Below are 21,795 nucleotides of genomic sequence, written 5' to 3'. Positions count from 1 at the left end.
TCTACGTAAGCTGGTGTTACTCTTCCTCTCCATCCAATTTTCCGTCTCTTTTATCCTTTCTGTATTCACGTTCCTGTTTCGCATTGTTCTTTTCGGGATCAACGGGACTTTGTTCTGGTCGTGTTTCTTCTTCTTTATCATCCATAAGGCAGAGTTTTTTAATAGTGGATATAAAATTTATTTGTGTTACTTGTTTTAAAAATGAATTCTATAAAAATAATATTTCCGAAGTTTGAATCACTAAATTTACGAAAGAAAAATCCCTTCTACAGAAATTATCCGCCCCTTTCAAGTAAAACAATACGTAAAGAGCAATTGAAAAATGAAGATGTCACAGAATATCGAACGTTTACAAATTTTGAAGTTGAAGTTGCAAATGAGATTGGAAGCAGAGGATTTTCTTAAGACCCAAGTTCTTCCCTTTAATGAGATTTTGGAAACGCTGCAGCGAGCAAATATCGAGTATACGATGGTGGACCTTGTGGGCATAAAAGAAGAATGGGCGCCACACTTAAAAGATGCTCTTTCGAAAATCCCCGATCATCCTTATACAATGGCTTGGGGAGAATCGATGGCATTTAACCAACTTCCCGTTTTGTTTGATCAATACCCCAGCATCAATCCGTTGCGGTACGTACCGCCTTTAAAGCCAATAGGTTCCATTGAATCTGCAAGTGATGCATTAACAAAAGCAATAACAAGATTGGGGCTGCGGGACGAGGATGTATATCTGCATTATTTGAACTTTGCCCCATTGTTAAAATTGAAAATGGCAGATTTGGCCGAAAAGGCATCTGAAGAGCTCTTCAATTTATGGTATGGAGATGTGGTTATTTTTCCGGAAGACCTTTCGTGGCTCGTTTCGCATTCATTGGAAGAAGAATGGTATGCCGGCCGGAACTGATTTTTCCTTTAATCATAATTTGATTTGATTGGATTGGTGGCGAGACCTTCACTCCTCAAGAATTTATTTCACTGTAACATAGGCATCTTTAGCCTGTAAACCAGTCGCATTCCTGTGAAATGGTATTTGATCCCCTACATTTGGTAATAATTATTCACTATTTTAATTTGTTCTAAATAAGAATAAATCATAGTTTTGTGCCGAATTAGTAAAAAATGGGTCCACAAAACTTTCTTTTCCTCGCTTTATTTTTATCAATTTTTAGCTTGTATTCTCAACAGGCCCCGGCCATAAAGGATACAACCAAAGTTGAAAGCCTTGATGAGGTGGTGGTTACCGGACAGCACAATCCACAATCCGTGCGCAAATCTGTTTTTGAGGTAAAGGTAATTTCCCGCAATGATATTGAAAGGCAAGCGGGAAATAACCTGGCCGACATTCTCAACAATACATTAAACATCAATATTTCGCCGAACACCGCCAATGGAAAAAGCGGAGTGAGTCTTTTTGGGCTGGACAGCCAATATTTTAAGGTACTTGTGGATAATGTGCCAATCATTAATGAGGAAGGCATTGGGAACAATACAGATTTAACCCTTATCAATTTGGACGATGTGGAGCGCATTGAAATAGTGGAAGGGGCAATGGGCGTGCAATATGGCGCTAATGCGGTTTCGGGAATAATAAACGTGATAACCAAAAAATCCGCCAAAAAGAAATGGGAAATTGGAGCCTATGTGCAAGAGGAAACTGTGGGCGAGGAATACGAATGGTTCAACCGTGGCCGACATATACAGAGCATTCATTTAGGCCACAACTTCAATGAAAACTTTTATGCCAATGCGGTTTACACACGCAATGATTTTGCCGGGTTTTGGAATGGCCGTTTCGGTGAAAAATATGATAAGGATGATGGCGGCCGAGGGCACGAATGGTTGCCCAAATTACAGCAGAACGCAAAAATGCTGCTATCATATTCCAAAAATAACTTTAGCATTTTCTATCGCTTCGATTATTTGAACGAGCAGATTGAGGAATACAGCCAAACTGTCGATCCGCGTGAAATAGGCTCCACAGGCACCTCCAATCCTGTTGCACAGGACCGGATGTTCACCAACAATCGCTTTTATCACCATCTTAACGCAACCGGCAGTTTTGCGGAAAGAATAAATTATAACATTTCGGTAAGCTATCAGGAACAGACTAAGGATGTGGAGCGCTACACCTATGTGATAAGAAAAGATGAAAAACAGAATGTGGAGGAAGGCGAATATCAGGCCCGAAGTGCTTTCTTTTCCCGTGGTACCTTCAGCAATTTTATCAAATCGAAATTGGCAAGCGTGGAGGCAGGCTATGAAATCACCAACGAGCGCGGCAGTGGCTCTGCCATTTCGTTGGAAATTAACCAGGGCGGGCAAACCGTAACCCAAAATCTTGATAATTATGATGCCTTTGCATCGGCTGAAATTGCTATTTCGGAAAATCTATCGCTTCGGCCGGGCGCAAGAGTGTCCTTTAGCAATATATTTCAGCCGCAGTTTATGGGTTCCCTTAGCGCAAAACAGACGTTGCAAAATGATTGGGAGCTCCGTGCCGTATTGGGCTCAGCAAACAGAACCCCGAATTACGACGAATTGTACACCTATTTCGTAAACATAAACCACATTGTACTGGGCAATCCTGACTTACTGCCGGAAAGGGGGCTTTCCGCCTTCCTTCATATTAAGAAAAGCAGTGAACTTGGAAATGGGAAAATTCGACTGAAGAACAAACTGAGTTTTAATTTTTTGGGAATAAACGATAGGATTGAATTGATAGTGGTGGAGCAAAACCCACTTAAATATGAATACAGCAATATTGACAGTTACCGTACCATTGGCGCGTTCACGGAAAATGAAATTTTCTTCGGAAACTTTAAGGCCCAACTTGGCGCATCCTTACAGGGTATTTCAAAAGTTTTGGAAACCCGGGAAACTGATGATGATTATCTTTTCAACCTGCAGCTAAATGCGAACCTTGCCTATACTCTTCCAAAATGGAACACCACTTTTTCAGCGTTTTTTAAATATACAGGAGAACAGCAACAATTTGTTGAAAAAACAAATGCCGCGGGCGAACAGGTTTTTGAGACAGGAGTAATTGATGCCTACAGTTGGATGGATGCCACCATCACAAAATCCTTTTTCCAAAACACATTTGAAACAACCCTTGGTTGCCGCAATCTTTTTGACGTTACATCGGTAAATTCCAGTGCTTTTGATGGCGCGCACACCGGCACGCTGAACCAAGTGCCCTTGGCCTATGGCAGGTCCTACTTTTTGAAACTGGCCTATAATCTAAACTTTTAAATTATGAATATTCTAAAACAAATTCTCTTTATCTGCCTTGTTGCCTTGGGTATTTCCTCCTGCAGCTCAGACGATAACTATCTAACTTCCGATCCGTTTGTAGTGGCTTTTGTTGAACCTTCCAAAAACTTGGGAGCAATCAATGGTTCCGAGAATATTGCAATTATCTATTCCGATTACGCCGAAAGCGATGGGGTTTTCACCGTATCCGTCAATGCAGAAAATGCAACTTATGGCATCGACTTTACCACGGAACCCGCCAGTGTTGATGGTAAGATTACCCTACAGATATCGAAGGGCCAAAACACGAATGCCATTGCGTTCCATAAACTTAATCCGGACCTGGATGAAACTACACAGTTAACATTTACCGTAACCAATATTGAATATCCGAATGCTGCCATCCGCGGATACAACACTTTCAAACTAAACAGTTCAGCATCCGAGGGCGGTGGCATTGCCCCGGAAGTTGGTGGGCCGAACCAGCAATTTCAGGTTTATGTGGATTTAAGCAATAAATCGACAATAAAAGTACAGCGCGATAGTTGGGATCTGGCGTTCTTTTCCAAGGATGGATTCCGAGTGGGCATAAACGGTTCCATTTTTATGGCCGCCGCCCAATTGAACGAAACAAATATTGACAATATTAGCCAAGACGATGTGGAAGACCTTATGCCACAAGTGGCCGTGGGCACATTTGAACCTTCCAATGAAGCTTATATTGATTATCCGGATGGTGATATAAACCGAACCGCGATCAGTGAAATTAGCTTGGATGAAGCCGAAAATAAAGTCTATTTAGTGAACCTTGGCTTTGAAGTGGGCACCGAAGTCCCGGCAAATGGAAGTGTGGCCCTAACCGGAAATGCCCGTGGCTGGAAGAAGATAAGAGTGCTTCGCAATGGCGATGGCTATGTTTTGCAATATGCCAACCTCAACGACACTACACACCGGGAAATAAACATTAATAAATCGCCCGAGTATAATGCAACCTTCTTCAGTTTTACTTCCAATTCAGTAGTAAATGTGGAGCCGGAGGCGGATAAATGGGACTTGAATTTTACGGTATTCACCAATATTATTGATGGTGCCGGTTCCTATGGCTATTCCGATGTGGTCTTGCACAACCGTAAAGGCGGCGTTACCGCCTATAGTGTTACTACCGATCAGTATGAATTTGACACTTTCCTGCCAGGCAACATTATCGACAGCAATTTTAAGGCAGACCAACGCGTGATTGGTGCTAGCTGGCGTGATGTGATGAATAACGAAAAAGATTTGGTGGATACCATTTTCTACATCATTAAGGATGCCAACAACAATGTTTACAAACTGAAGTTCACGGCACTTTTAAGCGAATTTGGAGAGCGCGGTTATCCGGAATTCAAATACGAGCTATTGCAATAAAAACCAAACTAAAATCAAAATAAACCAATACAAATGAAAAAAGCATTACAAATAGCGGCTTTCGCGCTCATAAGCCTTACGGCGGCGGCGCAACAAACCAACGTTACACTTTCCATGGGCGCCAACTATAGCAATGAAGTGTACTACAAACTTTCATCAGGAGAAAGCCATACTTATACCGCAGCAAGTTGGGACATCGCCTTTTTGCGAAACAACACTTTCAACCACGGTATCCGCGTGAATGGGGGCATCGGTATTCAAGTTTTTGAGGCGGCAAATAGTGCTTCGGACTGGAACAATATTAGCGTAGCGGATGAAGCAAGCTGGATCCCGCTTTATAATGACGCCACCAATTGGGACAATGGCGCCTTTATGCAAGGTTCCGCTACATATGGCTGGGGCGAATACAACCCCGCCAACCACCACATTAGCGGAAGCATTGTTTTTGTTCTAAAATATGCCGATGGTACCTACCGCAAATTTATAAATGAAGATTATTTTGGCGAATATACCTTCAAATACGCCACTTGGAATGGAACGGCTTGGGTGGGTGAAACCACCGTTACGTTGTCCAACACCAGCAATCCGGAAAATCGCTACAACTACTATTCGCTGCAAAACAACACCGAAGTTGTTGCCGAACCTGCTGAAAACGCGTGGGATATGGTTTTCACAAAATACGTTACCGATGTTGGCGGGGGAATGTTTTACGGCGTTACCGGAGCGCTCCACAATCCAAACGTGACCGTGGCGAAAAATGAAGAGCCCACCGGAAATGGAAATCCGAATGGATTGTTTTATTCCGAAGAAATAAACACGATCGGGTACGATTGGAAAACCTTCAATGGAACTGAATATGATATCAATTCCGATATGGCTTACTATATTAAATATGACGAAAACACTGTGTATCGTTTGGTTTTTGAGTCGTTCGAGGGAACTTCCACAGGGAACCTCAGCTTCAACTTTGAAGATGTTTCAGGGCTTTTGGGCTTGGAGAATATCACCGAAGGCGTTACTTTCGGAATGTATCCTAACCCTTCAAACGATAAAAAAGTAAACCTCGTTTACGATTTGAAGAATGCCACCGCGCAGGAAAACCTGATTTCGGTTTATAACATCCAAGGCCAATTGGTACATACTTCAAAAGTGGAGGCAAACAACGGCTTCTTCAGCAAAACCCTTGACTTGTCTGCCCTGCAAAACGGAATGTATATAGTGCAGTTTAAAGCCGGAAACAACAGTATTTCAAAAAAACTTATCCTAAATTAATTTAAAATGAAAAAGCAAATTTCCTTCCTTCTTGCCCTGTTTTTTTCAGGAATCGTGCTTCAGGCACAAAACAAAAAAGAAATGGACAAACAATCCATCAAAGACATGTGCGGGTGTTATGAAGTTACCTTCAATTTTACCGAAACCTTTAACTACAGCAAGGATTCGCTCTACAAACCTTCGCATGACGAAATTTCATCCGGTCTGGAATGGGCAGAAATGATAACAGATGAAGACAATAAAATAGTAATCCAACATTTGCTGCAAGTTGGCAATCCCGCTGAACCCATGGTGGTGAAGCACTGGCGCCAGGACTGGCTTTATGAAAACACGGAATTTTACACCTATAACGCCAACGATAGCTGGCAGTATGTTACCAAACCCGCCGCGGAGGTAAAGGGCCAATGGACCCAAAAAGTATATCAGGTTGATGACAGTCCGCGTTATGAGGGTTCGGGAACGTGGGTGCATGTGGATGGAAAAAATTACTGGGAAAACACCAGCGAAGCTCCATTGCCAAGACGCGAAATCACCACCCGCAGTGATTACAATCTCACCCTTCGCCGAAATCGCGTAGAAATTACCGATAACGGTTGGATACACGACCAGGACAACGATAAGATTATTCGTGAAGCCGGCAATGAAGATGTTCTATTGGCGAAAGAAAAAGGATATAATACTTACGTGAAAGTAGATGACAGCAGATGTGCCGTGGCCGCAAAGTGGTGGAAGGACAATTCCCAAAAATGGGCCTTGGTGCGTGATAAATGGGACCAGGTTTATGCCCGCAAAAAGGATCTTTCCCTTGAGGAAAAAGTTGACAATAAACACCTATACAAATTTTTGTTCCAAGACGAAGGTTATAGTGACAAAGCCTCAATTGATGGGGTTATTGATTCCTTTGTAAAGAAATAAAAAAACATCCCCACCCAACCTCCCCTTTTATGGGGAGGCAAGTTGGGATGTTTTAAAACGATATAAAATAAGATTATGAAACTTTTCATCAAAACCTTTCTTTTTTTAATAGCCTTTAGTTCCTTCGCACAACAAAAAAATGTTTTTTGGGAACGTGCTTTTTGGAAGGAAAACCCAAGCGTGGCAACCGTAAAACAGAAAATTGCTGAAGGCAATGATGCCACCGCATTAAATGAAAATGGTTTTGATGCCACGGTTTATGCATTGCTGGAGAAGGCAAATGACGAGGTCATTAACCATTTATTGGCTTTGGAAGGTAACTCGGTGGATAAACGCACCCACGACAGCCGCATTTATCTGCACTGGGCAGCCTATGCCGGAAAAACCGAAATGGTCAAAACGCTTTTGAAGAAGGGTTCATCAATAACTGCTTTGGACAGTCACGGTGCCACTCCTTTAGCCTTTGCAGCAGCCTCGGGCCTTACCGATACTGACATTTATGATTTGTTTATTGCAAACGGCGTAAATCTTTCCGAAGAAACAAATCAGGATGGTGCCAATACGCTTTTGCTCGCCGCGCCCTATTTTAAGGAAGTAAAGGATATGGATTATTTTATTGTAAAGGGAATTTCCCTCAACAGCACTGACAATGACGGCAACGGTGTTTTTAATTATGCAGCAAAAAGAGGGAATATAAATTTGTTGAAGGCGCTTGCCGCCAAAGGTGCTGATTATAAAACATTAAATAAAAAAGGCGGGAATGCCTTTCTATTTGCGGCACAGGGCACCCGTGGCTTTGAAAATAACCTGGAAGTTTATGAATATTTAAAAAGCCTGGGGCTTCAGCAAAACGTAGTAACCAAGGAAGGATACACCCCTTTGCACCGCTTGGCTTACGCAAATTCTGACAAGGCGACTATTGAATTTTTTATTGCCGCAGGCGCAGACGTAAACCAGAAGGATGCTGAGGGAAACACCCCATTTTTAAATGCGGCGTCCCGAAATAAATTTGAAATTGTAGAATTGCTTTCCAAATCAGTGCAGGATTTCAATGTGGCAAACAATAAAGGCCAAACCCCTGTTATGTTAGCCGTTAAAGGCAATGACGCCGAGGTAGTGGCATTTCTATTGCAAAATGGAAGCAACGCAATGGCCAAGGATGCCAATGGCAATTCCGTGGCTTATTATTTGGCTGATTCCTTCGATGCCACAAAGCCGGAGGATTTCGAAAAGAAACTGAAAATGCTACAAGAAAAAGGTGTGAAATTGAACACCGTTCAAGAGGACGGCAACACGCTGTACCACTTTGCGGCAAAGGAAAATAATCTTGAGCTACTGAAAGCAATCTCAAAATTCGAAATACCGGTGAATGCCACCAATAGCGAAGGATTAACGGCATTGCACCAAGCAGCGATGAAGGCCCAAAATAACGAAATGATGAAATTTTTAATCTCCATTGGTGCCGATAAAAATGCAAAAACCGACTTCGGGGAAACTGCTTTCGATTTGGCAATGGAAAATGAAATGTTGCAAAAGGAAAATTTAGATTTGAATTTTTTAAAATAAAATTTTCACTTCGGAGTCCGTGGTTTTTCCACGGGACGACCGGTGAAATCATTTTTAAATGAATAGCGAAATGAAGAATATCTTAAAAATAATTCCCGCATTATTGATTGTCAGTTTTCTAATCGTAGGTTTCACAACGGTTGAAAAGAAATCGGTAAAATGTATGATCCAAATGACCAATTATACCGGGGAAGGCGCATACATTATAGTTTCCTTAATCAATCCCAACGGCGAATATGAAGAAACTTTACAGGTTTTGGGAAAGGACCCCGAATGGTACAGTGAGATTAGCGAATGGTGGAAATTCTATGGGAAGCGTCGGCCAAATATCGATGCAATTTCGGGAGAAACCATCAGCGGCGGTGAACGTACGGTGAGCGTGCTTCAAATTCCCACTGATAAAATTGACAAAGGCTACAGTTTGCGTTTTGAAACTTCCGTTGAGGATGTAAAATATTATAAAGACGATCTGCAGTTTCCGCTTACCTCAGAAAATTTGAAAAGCAAGCAGGAGGGCAAAGGTTTTATCCGTTACGTTCGAATGCTCACACAATAAATAGCATTTGGAATTAGGGATTTGGTATTAGTTTGCATAACAAATCCCTAATTCCCAATCCCTAATCCTTCGAAATATGACCCTTTCCATTTGGAGGTACAGTCATTTAGTACTCGCCATCGCTTCGTCTATTTTTCTGCTGGTTGCTTCGGTTACCGGGGTTATTTTGGCGGTGGAACCCATTTCGCATCAAGCAAAGGGGTTTGCTGTGGAAAATTTGGATGAGGTCACGCTGGCCACTGCAATTGAGGGTTTAAGAAAAAACTATGACGAAGTATTTTCATTGCAGGTGGAATCGTCCGGCTTCGTAAAAGCCTCCGTTCTAACAGAGGATTGGGAGACGAAGGATATTTATATCAATCCGAAAACGGGCGAAAAGATTGGCGAAGTAGCCAAACGCCCCGAAATCTACAGTTTTGCCACCAATCTTCACCGGTCGTTATTTTTGAAGAGTATCGGCCGCTTTTTTGTTGGCCTGGTGTCATTTCTGCTTTTTCTGATTGCCGTTACCGGAATTTTGTTACTCGCGAAAAGACAGGGCGGATTCAAAAAATTCTTTTCCAAAGTGCAGAAGGAATATTTTGAAATGCGCTACCACGTTGTTTTAAGCAGGATATTCTTCATCCCAATTATAATTGTTGCGTTTACCGGAGTATATCTTTCTGCGGAAAAGTTTGATTTACTGCCGAATGCTCCGTTGGAATTTCAAGAGAATATTACTTCCGAAGAAACGCAGCTTTTTGAAGATCTTTCCCAAATTCCCTTTTTTATGGAAACAAACCTTTCCCAAGTTAGAAAAGTGGATTTCCCTTTTTCTGAAGATCCCCAGGATTTGTTCAATATTGCATTAAACGATAAAGATGTAAAACTCAATCAGCAAACGGGAGCTATTGTTAGCAGTGCTGAATATCCCTTCGTGGTGCTCGCATCCCGATTGAGCTTGGTTTTGCACACGGGCGAAGGTAATGTGGTTTGGGCCATCATTCTTTTGGCGGCCAGCGCTTCCATTGTTTTTTTTATGTATTCCGGGTTTGTAATGACCTTAAAACGAAGAAAAAACACCATCCCCACTTCATCAATAACTGATAAGGATGATTGTGAAATTGTAATATTGGTGGGCTCAGAAACGGGAACAACTTTCGATTTTTCGCGAAGACTATACAATGCCCTCGTGCTTTCGGGCAAAAAGGTTTTTTTCACTGAAATGAACAATTACGCGAGCTATGCCAAGGCGAAACAATTGATTGTTTTAACAGCAACTTACGGCGAGGGCGAGCCACCAACGAATGCGCGCAAATTCATCACGCTTTTTAAATCGGTTCAACAGCCAAATGAAATTCAGTATTCCGTTGTAGGTTTTGGATCTTTGGAATATCCAAATTATTGCCAATTCGCCATAGAGGTGGAGGCCGATATGAAATCCAAAAAAGGATTTCAGGCTGTTTTGCCCCTTTACAAAATTGACAATTCCGATTTTAACGATTTTCAAAAATGGGGAAAAAAATGGAGCGATGCAACGGCAATCCCGTTGCAAATTGAACCCCCCAAACGGAAGAAAAAATTACGCCAATTTCCATTTGAAGTAATCCATAAAACGGAGCTCAATCTGGACGATACATTTTTACTACGGCTAAAGCCAAAGAGACGAGTGAAATTTACATCGGGCGATTTGTTATCGGTTTTTCCACATAATTCTCATATCGCACGACAGTATTCAATCGCGAAAATGGGTGATGAAATTCTTTTGAGCATAAAGAAGCATGCATTCGGAAAAGGCTCCACTTATTTATACGAATTGAAAAATGGGGATATTTTAAACGCGGCCATTGAAACTAATTCCCACTTCCATTTTCCGAAGAAAAATAATTCCGCAGTATTGATAGCCAACGGAACGGGAATAGCCCCATTTTTGGGAATGATGGACCAGCACAAACACGCTGCCATAAAATTGTTTTGGGGCGGCCGAACAAACGCCTCCGCAACTATTTATGAGGAAATTTTGAATACCGTAGATCCGGAAAATAGTGGAGCAGCAACTCAAAAATGCTATTCACGGGAACACCCAAACCAATATGTGCAAGATTTGGTAATGGCACAACGGGAAATTATTTTGAAAAATATTGATAACGGTGGGGTAATAATGATTTGTGGTTCCCTAACCATGCAACACGGGGTGCTTGGCGTTCTGGAAAAAATATTGGAACAACGGGAATCGCTCTCCATGGAAGTGCTTATGCAAAGGAATTTTCTAAAGATGGATTGTTATTAATGATATCGAAAAAAAAGACCCTTCATTTAAGGAGGGTCTAAAAATGCCAAAAAGGATTAATATTTCTCTGAAGGGGTTTATTATTTCACCAATAATTTTTTCACTTCGGTTCCCTTCTCATTACTAAACCTTAAAAAATATGTACCAGGAGCAAGACTGGTTGCCACTTGTGTTGTGCCTGTTAATGATTGGATGCCAATGCGTTTTCCCAATATATCCACAATTTCCAAGGTGCACGGGGAATCAATTGCCACGGTAAATATTCCGTCAGAAGGATTTGGATATACACTTATATTGCCAATTGAATTGGTGGCAGTACTTAAGTTTGTATTAATCCCTTTTTCATAAAAAATCTCCCTTTCGTCAAAACCCTGTCCATCATCAAAACGATAATCGGACCACACCACATGCAGGTTTCCGTCAGTGTCAAAACGTGCGGATGGGGCATCCAAACCTGGATTTTCCTGATTTATGATGGTGGGACTGCCAAAACCGGTAGTGGGGTAGTAGTCTAAAAATGTATTGATTTGTGCAAGGAAATCGGTGAATACAATTCCACATTCTCCGTCTTCATTACAGTCAAGGTCAATTCGCTTTAAAAGACCCCCAGCATTTGCGGCCATTTCGTAACTATTGGAGGAAAGGCTGAAGGAGTCACTTGCGTGGTCATAATCATACATTTGCAGCACATCGCGATCGGGAGCTACAGCTTTGTGAATGGTCATCACCATTACCTCGCCCGTCCCGGAAGTGGCAAGCACATAATTATTTGACATTATATTATTGGAAGTGATAGCTTTTGCCGGACTAAGGCTATGGGTGGTTTCGTCATAAATCCTATACCGAAGCTCCATAGAACCGAATGCTCCTTCGGCATAAACTATCATTGCCATATTGTCGCCAATGCTTTTAATATAGGGGTAACCTGCGTTTAGATTATCAGCCACATCGGAAACTGCCGTATCGTTGCTCCAATTGCTTCCGTCAAAATAAGTCATGTATATTTCCTCATTTGTATTGTTTTCACGGAAATCATATCCCCAAACAACCACGGGAAGGTTATCATCAGTGCTATAAATATCGTGATGGCTTTGAGTATGGTTCACCGTGCCTCCGAGGTCGGAAATTTTTAGGCCATCACTCCAGCTGTCAGTGGCGCTATTATAATAAGAATAGCCAATATAATTTCGAACGTTCTCCATAGCCCAAACGTTATAAACCACGTGAAGGTCGCCATTGGTCGAGGCTGCTATGGCAGGATAATGGTTGTTGCGACCGCCAATCTCGCCACCTGTATCCACGAAGATTGGAGCCGTCCATTCCTGGCCGACAACCTTTTTTCGAAACATTATTTTTTGCAGGCCGTTGGAGTGATTGTCATTATACACAACATAAGCATTGCCGCCATTGCCAACTGCCAAACGAACTTCCCACGAATCCTTGGTTGGGTTGTTTGAAACATTAAAATCTGGATTGCTCCAGTCCAGTTCCAATACCGAAGGGCCGGAATTATTTTCGGGGGAATCTGTGGGATGGATTGCCGTTGCGGTATAAAAAAGTTTACCGTTGGCGTCTATTTCATAACTGCCATATTGTTGTGAAAAACTGATAAACGCAAAAAGACAAAAGATGAAGGTGAGTAATTTCATTTTCATAATAAGGGAGGTTTAAGTTTATTTTTTTCTAAATATAATTATTTTTTTTGGTGAAAATGCTTTTGAATTTGTAGAACTATATCAATCTTACAGGATGTTTCAAAGTGAGGTGATATTGTTTTTGGGATCAAAATTTACTGACTATCAATTATTTATTAAATTTGTATGATTCGGTTCAACAGAAGAATTATACGAATCTCCTCTTTCAAGCGCAGCTTATAATTCGATCATTACTTCGCCATTTGTTTTTTGTTCCGGCAGCATTTCAACATTTCATCACCCAGATTTAGAAATAAACATTGCCGAAAATAATCAATATACCGCCCCCCATTTCCTTGGCGCCATTTGTGCGGCATTACAGTTTTTTGCAATTCAACACACATAGTCGGGAAGTGCGTTGGCCCCGATATTCCGGACCGGAAATGTGCCTGTTATTTTTTCTCGAAGCCCTGCCCAAGAGTATTGGAAAGGATCATCCGGCTTTATGTAAAAGTGAATCCACTTGCAGTTTGTTAAAAGGAATTTCTACCCGCTTTAACGGCACATGGATTTTTTGTGGCGAATATTCCATTTTCAGAATTCACTTTACGCCAAATGGATTTTATGCGCTTTTTCAATTGCCCATACAGGAATTCAGGAATAAACTTATTGGTGCCCAGGAGGTTTTCGGAAAAACCATTGTGGACCTCCACGTTCGATTGCGGAATGAATTATGCACTGTCGAAATGGCTACCTTAACTGATGCATATTTGGAAACTTTTTTATTGAATTGCAACAGCCGCCGTGCTAAAAATGACTTGTCATTTATTGCCAACAGTATTTTGAAAAATAATTGCACCATACCTATTGAACAATATGCTGCAATGATGAAAATGAGTGTCCGTAATTTTGAAAGGCAATTTGCCCGGCAGGTGGGAGTTTCGCCCAAACTCTATTGCCGGTTGCTGCGGTTTAATCGCGCTATTGAAAAAAAACTAATGGATCCAAGCAAGGGTTGGACAGAAATTGCGCTGGATTGTGGCTATTATGACCAAATGCATATGGTCCATGATTTTAAAAAATTTACAGGCAGCAATCCTACGGCTCTTTTTCAGGACATCACTGCCAATGCTTCAAATTGAAAGTTTAGAAAGATGAAAGAAGATTTCATTTTTGGTTGCGGTGTTTTTTCTTAAAATAATCCGTCGTTTTTGTACTATTACAGCCAAATATCCCTTTGTACTTTTCCAACTTATTTGATGGCAAGAAAATAAACCAACCGAATTTCCCTCCTCTATTCGAAGCATTCGCTTGCGTTGGTAAAAATATACATTAGAGACTTCCCAATTAATGCTACATGCTTGTTGACTTTGTTAATAGACAACATTAATGAACGGAGTATGCCCAAAATCCAATTTCAAAACAGAGTAGGCGCTAACCTAAAACAGAGTAATCATGGCTAAAAATCCTGAATACACCGACAGAAATTTCAGAATCCGAGTAGATTTTGAACAACCACCTCAAGTAGATTTACCGCTTATTGGCTTCCTTTTCAATTGTAAAGGATTATTGCTTCAATGGCAATATGTGAAGGAAAATTTCCTGGAATTCAATCTAGAAAATAGGTCCGAAAAAACTATGGAAAGGAAATTGGATCCAGAGCAGTTTCGTCTATTTATTGCTCCCGCATCCGATAAGAAAATTACCCGCGTTAAAACCATGGAACAGTTGCAAGGTTTCAAAGCCTATGAGCCAATCCTGCGACTGAATGACAACCATGTTTTGGACATCCTACCCATTCCGGAAAGGCTTTCCATTTTTTGGCTTAAGTGTAAATGCCGGGTAAGTGGAAAAGTATCAAAGTGGTTCAATTTCGGCAATGGTTGGGAGGATCTTCCTGTTTGCCGTGCAAGGGTTCATATTTGTGAAATTGATCCTATTAATTATTGGATCCAAAAAATACCCGATCACATTATTGCGAAAATACCCGATGCGATATTGAACCCAAAATTTGAAGTGCCCATTCCCATTCCCGATCCCGATCCATTTAGGCGATTGGAACGTTTTCCCAATATAAGCGGGCAGGAGGAAGAGAATATTTTTAAAACCCAATCGCTCCAGCAAATTCGAAACGAAACACTTTCGGTTTTGCCAGAATTGGGTGCTGATATAAAGAAACAATTATCTTCAGGCAATTTGAATAGTATTAGGGAAGCCATCGTAAAAAACTACGCCCTTTTTCATCCATGGTTTTGTTACTGGCCGTGGTGGTGGCCACATTTTTACCGATGCCAGGAGTTGGCGGTGGTAGAGACCAATGCCGCCGGCAGGTTTGAAAAAAATATCTATTATCATTGTTTTGGGGACAAGCCGGACATTTATATTTGGGTGGAATATATGATTGGAGGGGTATGGACTACCGTGCATAAACCACCCAAGCCCTGCAATACCCATTGGAACTACGTGTGCGGTACCGACATCAATATTCATGTGTCCGATCCACGGGTGGCTGGCGATTGTTGCTGCGATTGCGAACTTATAGGGGAAGATGTTTGGATTCGTACCGTTGGCCATACTAGCGTTTCGCATATAAAACAAACGCATCAATTGTTGGCACCACCAGGACAGACCGTACCTTACGATAGAATAGGACTAACGGATGCAGCTGCAGCTGGCGATAGTTTTATAACCACAACAATAGATGATTACAAAAGACCCTTTGGCGGCAGTCCTGTGCTGCGAATGGGGTTTGCTCCCGCATTGCCAAACTCGAATGTTTATTATTATCGATGGAGTTATAGACAACGTGCCAATGCAGATTTAACGATTGTTGGAGATACCTATAATCCTTTGCCGCCCAAAGGAGGTGAAGTGCGAAAAGGATACGAATATAGATACACGGATAGCAACGGCGATTGGCAATGGGCACCGGAAAGCAAAAAATTGGGACCATTTTCGGTGGGTCCAAATGATAACCTCTACATAATTCCACCAGAGGAGCCAACAATGGCCCCGTTTAATGTGCCGGCTGCGTCGCACCCGCATTGGCACCAGCAGACTTACAATATGGATACCATCCACTTTGATACTACTGTTGTAGACGATTTTGAAAATGGATTATACGAGTTAAAGTTGGAATTATTTGACCAAGCTGGGAATTTATTACAAAATATTCCCAAGGCTAACTTTAAAACACCAAGGCATGACGATGCAAGATATAGTGAAAATGCGCCGAACATACTATTGGAAAATCCAACTACCTCCAATGCGGATGCCTTTAGAATGCTTATAAGAATTGACAATGGGCAGTGCGAAGGCGCGATCTACACAGTAAATGTGGGCGGTGTTCCGGCATCGTCCACCTGTTGTGGTTTTGTGAAGTACAAACCCGAGGGTGTGGAGGCCGATCTTGAGCTGAGCTTTAAGGCAACCCATCCCACTGATTTTGCCGAGTTCAGTTTTGGCGTAATAAAAGGAACTTGCATGGGAGGTTCCATTGCAAATGCAAGAGGAATGGTGATAGACAGCGCTGATGGCTACCATTTAAATACGATGTCCGGCGTTTACAGCAAATCCTTCATGCCAGCGGATTTATTAGGGGTGTGTTATGAAGAAGGATTTGGAAAAGCAGCCTTTGCTGAAACCTTGCACATTCTTTCCACTGCTACGGATGGTATATGGCGCGTTGCGCAGGATTACCACCAAACTGCAGCCTTTGCGTTGGAGCCTTAGGAAATTAGTATTAAAATAAAAAACCCGTACAGCTTGTTGTACGGGTTTTTTTCTCTCTGAAAAATCAAGCTAAAGAAGGCGTTTTTCCGCAAAATCGTGTTGCTTAATTTATGACAATAAATTCCGATCTTCTGTTTAGTTGGTGTTTTTCTTCCGAACAGGGAACATCGTCGCTACATTCGTTTAATAATTCACTTTCGCCTAAACCTTCTGAGCTCAATCTGCCTGGTTCGATCCCTTGGGCAAACAAATATTCCTTTGTTGCTGTTGCCCGTCGTGCCGATAGTTGTTGGTTATAGTGAACACTTCCGCGACTGTCGGAGTGTGCGCGTATATTTAATTTTAAATCTGGATATTCATTCAGGGTTATAAATATTTTTTCAAGTTCAACTTCTGCATCTGGGCGAATGTTCCACTTGTTGTAATCAAAATAGATCAATGGAATGTTTAGCACTTTGGCCAAATCAGTGCCTCCAGTTATCGCTACTTTGTTTGGCTGCAATTGGAAATTAATCTCTTGTTCCTCTAAATTGAGCTGTGATTGTTTTTCATCGGTATCATAATTATCGTGACTGGCCTTTACATAATAGCGTTTTGTTTTATTCACTTTAACGCTATAATTACCTTCTGCATCGGTTACCGCATTTATTATGGGATTTCTTTCTTCGTCCGTAATAGTTATGGTTGCACCTGCAATGGCTTGGCCTGTTTTAACGTCCGTAGCCTTACCATGGATAGTTCCCAAATATAAATTCTGAATTGGTTTTAGTTCCAAGAAATTATAGATGTTGCTATGAACAAAATGCCCGACAGCCTCGGCTCGGGTTGAGCTTACAAATCCTCTACGATTTTTATTATCTATACCAAAGGCAAAGTCATCTGCATAGGAATTAATTGGCTCTCCCACGTTCAGCAAATCGCCATAGTCTTCTGGGTTTAAATCAATGTAGAATACATCCAACCCTCCAAGGCCGAAATGACCATTGGAAGAAAAGTATAATTCATTATCTACCGAAACAAATGGAAAAGTGTCTTTGCCACTCGTGTTTATTTTAGTTCCCAAATTGATTGGGGTGCCCAAACTGCCATCTTCATTTATTGCAGCTTTGTAGATATCTGTCTCGCCCGCGCCGCCCGGTCTATCTGAGGCAAAATAGAGAGTTTTTTCATCGGGACTTAAACTTGGATGGGCATTGGAAAAGTGATCGCTATTGAGCAACAATTCCTGCGGCTCACTCCATTTGCCATCTTTTTTTACGAGTCTATATATTTTAAGATTTTGGTTTTCTCCATCCTTTGGTTTCAAATTATTATTGGAAGTATAGTAAATCGTGTTTTGGTCCTTGGTATAAATTAATGAGGATTCGTGATACTTGCCTTTAAAATTGTTCGATAGTTTGGTGGGTTGGCCCACGGCATTATTTTCATTATCAACCTCAATTTCAAAAATTGACAAAAAGTTCAATCCGTCCCATGCACTTTTGCGGTTAAAGAGACCTTTGGAATCATGGGTGGAGGCGAAAATTAATTTCCCGTTAAGCTTCGTATTGCCGAAAGCAATGTTGTTCGGGTCAAAAATCGACGCCATTTTTTGAAATTTATACCTATCCGAATTTTCCTTTATTAACTGCATGTAATCAATGGCGGTATCAATAGTGGAGTTTACTGGATTCAGTTTTAAATATTGGTTGTAAAGGGTTCTGGCCTTTTCATTGCTGCCGATAGCATTTAAAGCTTGTGAATAGCGAAGAAGCAAAGCACTATTGTTGGGTTCTGGGTTTATGGTGAATAGTTTTTCATACCATTTTGCGGCCTGGTCATATTGCGCGTTGAAATAGTAGCTATTGCCCAATTTGATGTAAATTTCTTCAGAGCCGTAGCCTTTTTCAGCAACTTTCTCATAAATCTTAAGTGCATCTATATATCCATAATTTTCATATTTTTCATTCGCTTTTGTAAGTTGGGGATTTTGGGAAGTTCCCTTGTTTATTGGAGCCAGCGATAGTAGCAATACAAAAATTAGACGTAAGTAATATTTGATTTTCATTTGTGCTATTGTTGAATATTAAAAGAATCGTGGACTCATTTTGGCACTATACAAGGATCCTACTTCAAAGCGCAGGAATATTTCGTGCGATCCGTTATTAAAATCCTGTAGTTCGGAGGTGCTGTAATCATAGGCGTATCCTATCATTATTTGGTCTGTAACCCGGAAACCGGCCAGGGCACTCACCGCCGCATCAAATCTGTATGCCAATCCGAAATTAACTTTGTTATAGATAAGTGCATTTGCGGACACATCAAATGCCATTGGGGCGCCAACAACTCCTTTTATCATTGCGGATGGCTTCAATTTTAAATTATCATTTATGGCAAAAACGTAGCCGCCAAGCATATAAAAATGTGCTTTTTCAGTTGCTGTGGAAACCTTTACTTCGTCATAAAATTCCGTTTCCAAAAAATTGGGAGTGGATAAGCCCAAATACCATTTGTCTGAATACAGATATAAACCACCGCCAATCATTGGAGAAGCGTAGCCTTTTTTGGCCAGATCATAATCGTTTGGATTATAGGCTGTAAGTTTTGAAGGGTCTATGTCCAGCAATGACAGACCTCCTTTTATACCAAAAGCCAGTTTTACGTTTTCTGCAAATGTTATTGTATAAGAAACGTCCGCCGTGATTATGTTTTCAGATGAGGCACCAATTTTGTCGCTCATAAATCCTATTCCTAGGCCAATGCCTTGTGAGCCCAGCGGGGTGTGGGCTGCAAAATTTAAGGTTTCCGGAGCGCCATCCAGTCCTACCCATTGTGCACGATACAATCCCAGCATACTTAAAGAACCTCGGGAACCAGCATATGCCGGATTGATGCTAGAGGTGTTGTACATATATTGGGTGAATTGGGATTCTTGTTGGGCAAATGCTTTAAATCCAACCGAAAGCAAACACACCAAGAGAAGAAATGATAATAATTGTATTTTAATTTTCATAAAAAATCTTTTGAGGTTAATTTCCGCTTAGGTTCAAAAATCCTGCTTTTCTATGCTGGTCTACCCCGGAACCGGATTCATACTGATAATCCAATATGTAATAATAAGTGCCACTGGGCAATTGCTTCCCGTCGTTTAAGGTCAAACGGCCCGCGGAATAACCGTCAAATAAATCACCTCCCAATCCATAATTATTGGATTCAAAAACTTTAACGCCCCAACGGTTGAAAATCATAACGTTAAGACTTTTGGCACAATCGTCATTCCCAACATCAATTCTGAAATAATCATTTACATTGTCGCCATTAGGGGTTACGGCGTTATAAACCATTACATTGCAAGGCAAGGTTTGGGCTTGGTTAATGCGTGCCAGTGTATAAATCCCATCGGATTTTATGGCAGTGGTTACGGATTTTGTATCCATATTGGCTACGCCGCCTTCATCAATCCACATGTTGCTTGCTTCATCCCAGCGCACTATAGTTATGCCGTTGCTTGCGGCAGCTGCGTAAATGGAAGGAGGCGTTGTTTCCTCATCCCAAGAGAGGGATATTAAAACTTCTTCATCATGAGGAATATCTTTTGTGAGAATCCAATATTCGGCATCATCAATATTTTGAATTCCATCCGGCTTTAGGATGTGGGGGTGCAGATTGTTTGAATTCTCCAGAAAATAGGTGGCATTAAATGTGGCTGCTCCAGGTATGTCGGCAATGCTCGCCCAGCGATAATGGCCTTCTTTTCCAATTGGAAAGGTGAAATTGCTTTTTCCTATTTTGTAAACCGATCCTTCTACATAGCTGAAATTGGAGGTGTTGGTATGGTCCGCATTTTCGTGAAAGATTAGCCGACCAATATAATTTGTATTGTCCACAATTCCGGAGTTAAAATCTGCCAGGCCATAAATATTCACGTCATTATTCAAATGGAAGCTGATGCCGGAAACCGTATTTGCAAACAATACATGGTTTAAATTTATGGGGGCGCTGCCGGCCAATTCTTGAACCAGATTTCCTTCAAAACGTGTATAACCTTCGGAAGATGCGGAAAAACCTGTGGTGCCATAATTTGAAAAATCGGCTTTAAGGATCAAATTGCCATCATTCGTAAGTGCTCCGGTTTGTTCATTTGTGAAATCGTCAAGCGCAGAAACTATAGTAGACGGTTCAATTTGAAAAATCCCTTCATTTACAACTTCCCCATTTTGGGCTAAACTGCCTAAATTTGCCATTAGCATTAGAAATAAAGTTGTTGCTCTATACGAAGAAATATTATTTAAGGTAAAAATTTCATTGCTCTTTTTGAAAATGCTGCTTCGGTTATGGCTGATGCCGGGAACCTTTTCGTTTCCAAAAAGTATGAAGTGAAGTAAAATATTTTTCATATAAAAGTGGATTAGAAATTAAACCATAGGAAAGTATTGCTACTCAGCATTATCCTATTTTACTTGATGGATTGTAAAATGCGTTTGGTTGCTGCCCAATAGTTGAAGGTTAACCAACGGTACCTTCGTTCCAAATCTAATTTGATCTCCTGCGTTAAGTTTTACTAAAGTTTCGGTGGAGCGGGTTGGGGGAGAAACATCTATACTCAATAATCCAAGATTGATATTTATGCTTAGGTATCTTTCTTCGGCTATCAATTCATCCACCCCGGAACCATTCGCTCTTTTAAAAATGCCCACGCCGAATTCTGCAGCGCTGATCAATCCGCCGGAATCGGCTTGAAGAAAAATGCTATAAATGCCATCTTGTTTGGCGGTAAATACAGAATTTGTTACATCAAATTCATTGTTCTCATCAAAGACAGTTTCGGTAAAACGAGCCAGTTTATATCCATTTAAAAGAACGAGCCCGAGGGTTAATGGAGATCTTGCCTCACACTTAACGAATGATTTTAATGGACTTCCATAAATTTGGATAATTTCATTGTAGATATCTCCCTGGTTTTGGATGTTTGTCACAACATCGGCAATTACATCAATGGTAATAGTCTCGCCGTTTTCATTGGTGAAGGTATATGAGCCATTTCCATTGTTTACGAAGGTAAGGGTGTTGGCATCAAATGTAACCACGGTACCATCTGCGGCGGTATGGGTGAAAGTGCCATCGCCGTTGTCCACAAAAATATCGGTGGTACTGTTGATGATTGAGATGATCTCGTTATAAATATCCCCCTGGTTTTGGATGTTGGTCACTAC

Annotated in this window: 15 protein-coding genes and 1 pseudogene; 10 read left to right on the top strand and 6 right to left on the bottom strand. The window is 41.2% G+C overall.

The window, feature by feature from the left end; translation table 11 throughout:
- Positions 1-16: 16 nt before the first annotated feature.
- Positions 17-145 (bottom strand): hypothetical protein, encoded by a 129-nt coding sequence (locus QRD02_RS11935; protein ID WP_290255186.1) that lies wholly within the window; start codon positions 143-145, stop codon positions 17-19.
- A gap of 183 nt (positions 146-328) precedes the next feature.
- Between QRD02_RS11935 and QRD02_RS11930 the strand changes: the two genes are divergently transcribed.
- The 8 genes from QRD02_RS11930 to QRD02_RS11895 all read left to right on the top strand — a co-directional run bounded on the left by QRD02_RS11930 (position 329) and on the right by QRD02_RS11895 (position 11,237).
- A complete protein-coding gene (locus QRD02_RS11930) occupies positions 329-904 on the top strand; it encodes a hypothetical protein (protein WP_290255185.1) in 576 nt (191 codons plus the stop codon).
- A 215-nt stretch (positions 905-1,119) separates the two neighbouring features.
- The gene (locus tag QRD02_RS11925) at positions 1,120-3,252 is read left to right on the top strand and encodes a TonB-dependent receptor plug domain-containing protein (protein ID WP_290255184.1); all 2,133 of its coding nucleotides are present in this window, start codon (positions 1,120-1,122) and stop codon (positions 3,250-3,252) included.
- Between the two features lie 3 nt (positions 3,253-3,255).
- The gene (locus tag QRD02_RS11920) at positions 3,256-4,659 is read left to right on the top strand and encodes an HmuY family protein (RefSeq protein ID WP_290255183.1); all 1,404 of its coding nucleotides are present in this window, start codon (positions 3,256-3,258) and stop codon (positions 4,657-4,659) included.
- Positions 4,660-4,692: 33 nt separating this feature from the next.
- Complete coding sequence (locus tag QRD02_RS11915; RefSeq protein WP_290255182.1) at positions 4,693-5,931, top strand: T9SS type A sorting domain-containing protein; 1,239 nt, start codon at positions 4,693-4,695, stop codon at positions 5,929-5,931.
- Between the two features lie 6 nt (positions 5,932-5,937).
- Entirely contained in the window at positions 5,938-6,846 is a 909-nt protein-coding gene (locus tag QRD02_RS11910; protein WP_290255181.1) for a DUF6607 family protein, read from the top strand.
- Positions 6,847-6,921: 75 nt separating this feature from the next.
- Complete coding sequence (locus tag QRD02_RS11905; protein ID WP_290255180.1) at positions 6,922-8,412, top strand: ankyrin repeat domain-containing protein; 1,491 nt, start codon at positions 6,922-6,924, stop codon at positions 8,410-8,412.
- A gap of 70 nt (positions 8,413-8,482) precedes the next feature.
- Positions 8,483-8,968 (top strand): DUF2271 domain-containing protein, encoded by a 486-nt coding sequence (locus QRD02_RS11900; protein WP_290255179.1) that lies wholly within the window; start codon positions 8,483-8,485, stop codon positions 8,966-8,968.
- Between the two features lie 76 nt (positions 8,969-9,044).
- A complete protein-coding gene (locus QRD02_RS11895; protein WP_290255178.1) occupies positions 9,045-11,237 on the top strand; it encodes a PepSY domain-containing protein in 2,193 nt (730 codons plus the stop codon).
- An 80-nt stretch (positions 11,238-11,317) separates the two neighbouring features.
- On the opposite strand, the gene QRD02_RS11890 is transcribed toward QRD02_RS11895, so the two are convergent.
- The gene (locus QRD02_RS11890) at positions 11,318-12,892 is read right to left on the bottom strand and encodes a T9SS type A sorting domain-containing protein (protein ID WP_290255177.1); all 1,575 of its coding nucleotides are present in this window, start codon (positions 12,890-12,892) and stop codon (positions 11,318-11,320) included.
- A 299-nt stretch (positions 12,893-13,191) separates the two neighbouring features.
- Between QRD02_RS11890 and QRD02_RS11885 the strand changes: the two genes are divergently transcribed.
- On the top strand, positions 13,192-14,013 hold the full coding sequence (locus QRD02_RS11885; protein ID WP_290255176.1) for a helix-turn-helix domain-containing protein: 822 nt from the start codon (positions 13,192-13,194) through the stop codon (positions 14,011-14,013).
- Positions 14,014-14,326: 313 nt separating this feature from the next.
- Entirely contained in the window at positions 14,327-16,603 is a 2,277-nt protein-coding gene (locus tag QRD02_RS11880) for a hypothetical protein (RefSeq protein ID WP_290255175.1), read from the top strand.
- A gap of 103 nt (positions 16,604-16,706) precedes the next feature.
- On the opposite strand, the gene QRD02_RS11875 is transcribed toward QRD02_RS11880, so the two are convergent.
- The 4 genes and pseudogenes from QRD02_RS11875 to QRD02_RS11860 all read right to left on the bottom strand — a co-directional run.
- Positions 16,707-18,650 carry an OmpA family protein gene (locus QRD02_RS11875; RefSeq protein WP_290255174.1) on the bottom strand — a complete coding sequence of 648 codons (1,944 nt, stop codon included), beginning with the start codon at positions 18,648-18,650 and terminating at the stop codon, positions 16,707-16,709.
- An 18-nt stretch (positions 18,651-18,668) separates the two neighbouring features.
- On the bottom strand, positions 18,669-19,595 hold the full coding sequence (locus tag QRD02_RS11870) for a PorP/SprF family type IX secretion system membrane protein (RefSeq protein WP_290255173.1): 927 nt from the start codon (positions 19,593-19,595) through the stop codon (positions 18,669-18,671).
- Between the two features lie 16 nt (positions 19,596-19,611).
- On the bottom strand, positions 19,612-20,979 hold the full coding sequence (locus QRD02_RS11865; protein ID WP_290255172.1) for a T9SS type B sorting domain-containing protein: 1,368 nt from the start codon (positions 20,977-20,979) through the stop codon (positions 19,612-19,614).
- A gap of 54 nt (positions 20,980-21,033) precedes the next feature.
- A pseudogene (locus tag QRD02_RS11860) lies at positions 21,034-21,795 on the bottom strand (hypothetical protein); the annotation flags it as partial.

This window comes from Aequorivita aurantiaca, assembly GCF_030410135.1.
GTDB lineage: Bacteria > Bacteroidota > Bacteroidia > Flavobacteriales > Flavobacteriaceae > Aequorivita > Aequorivita aurantiaca.
The sequence above is the reverse complement of the archived record's forward strand: the minus strand, read 5'-3'. Positions and strand labels throughout refer to the sequence as shown.

Excerpts from the sequence above, each read along its gene's own strand:
- QRD02_RS11935 (WP_290255186.1), bottom strand. The coding sequence starts at position 145 with ATGGATGATAAAGAAGAAGAAACACGACCAGAACAAAGTCCCGTTGAT.
- QRD02_RS11930 (WP_290255185.1), top strand. The coding sequence starts at position 329 with ATGTCACAGAATATCGAACGTTTACAAATTTTGAAGTTGAAGTTGCAA.
- QRD02_RS11925 (WP_290255184.1), top strand. The coding sequence starts at position 1,120 with ATGGGTCCACAAAACTTTCTTTTCCTCGCTTTATTTTTATCAATTTTT.
- QRD02_RS11920 (WP_290255183.1), top strand. The coding sequence starts at position 3,256 with ATGAATATTCTAAAACAAATTCTCTTTATCTGCCTTGTTGCCTTGGGT.
- QRD02_RS11915 (WP_290255182.1), top strand. The coding sequence starts at position 4,693 with ATGAAAAAAGCATTACAAATAGCGGCTTTCGCGCTCATAAGCCTTACG.
- QRD02_RS11910 (WP_290255181.1), top strand. The coding sequence starts at position 5,938 with ATGAAAAAGCAAATTTCCTTCCTTCTTGCCCTGTTTTTTTCAGGAATC.
- QRD02_RS11905 (WP_290255180.1), top strand. The coding sequence starts at position 6,922 with ATGAAACTTTTCATCAAAACCTTTCTTTTTTTAATAGCCTTTAGTTCC.
- QRD02_RS11900 (WP_290255179.1), top strand. The coding sequence starts at position 8,483 with ATGAAGAATATCTTAAAAATAATTCCCGCATTATTGATTGTCAGTTTT.
- QRD02_RS11895 (WP_290255178.1), top strand. The coding sequence starts at position 9,045 with ATGACCCTTTCCATTTGGAGGTACAGTCATTTAGTACTCGCCATCGCT.
- QRD02_RS11890 (WP_290255177.1), bottom strand. The coding sequence starts at position 12,892 with ATGAAAATGAAATTACTCACCTTCATCTTTTGTCTTTTTGCGTTTATC.
- QRD02_RS11880 (WP_290255175.1), top strand. The coding sequence starts at position 14,327 with ATGGCTAAAAATCCTGAATACACCGACAGAAATTTCAGAATCCGAGTA.
- QRD02_RS11875 (WP_290255174.1), bottom strand. The coding sequence starts at position 18,650 with ATGAAAATCAAATATTACTTACGTCTAATTTTTGTATTGCTACTATCG.
- QRD02_RS11870 (WP_290255173.1), bottom strand. The coding sequence starts at position 19,595 with ATGAAAATTAAAATACAATTATTATCATTTCTTCTCTTGGTGTGTTTG.
- QRD02_RS11865 (WP_290255172.1), bottom strand. The coding sequence starts at position 20,979 with ATGAAAAATATTTTACTTCACTTCATACTTTTTGGAAACGAAAAGGTT.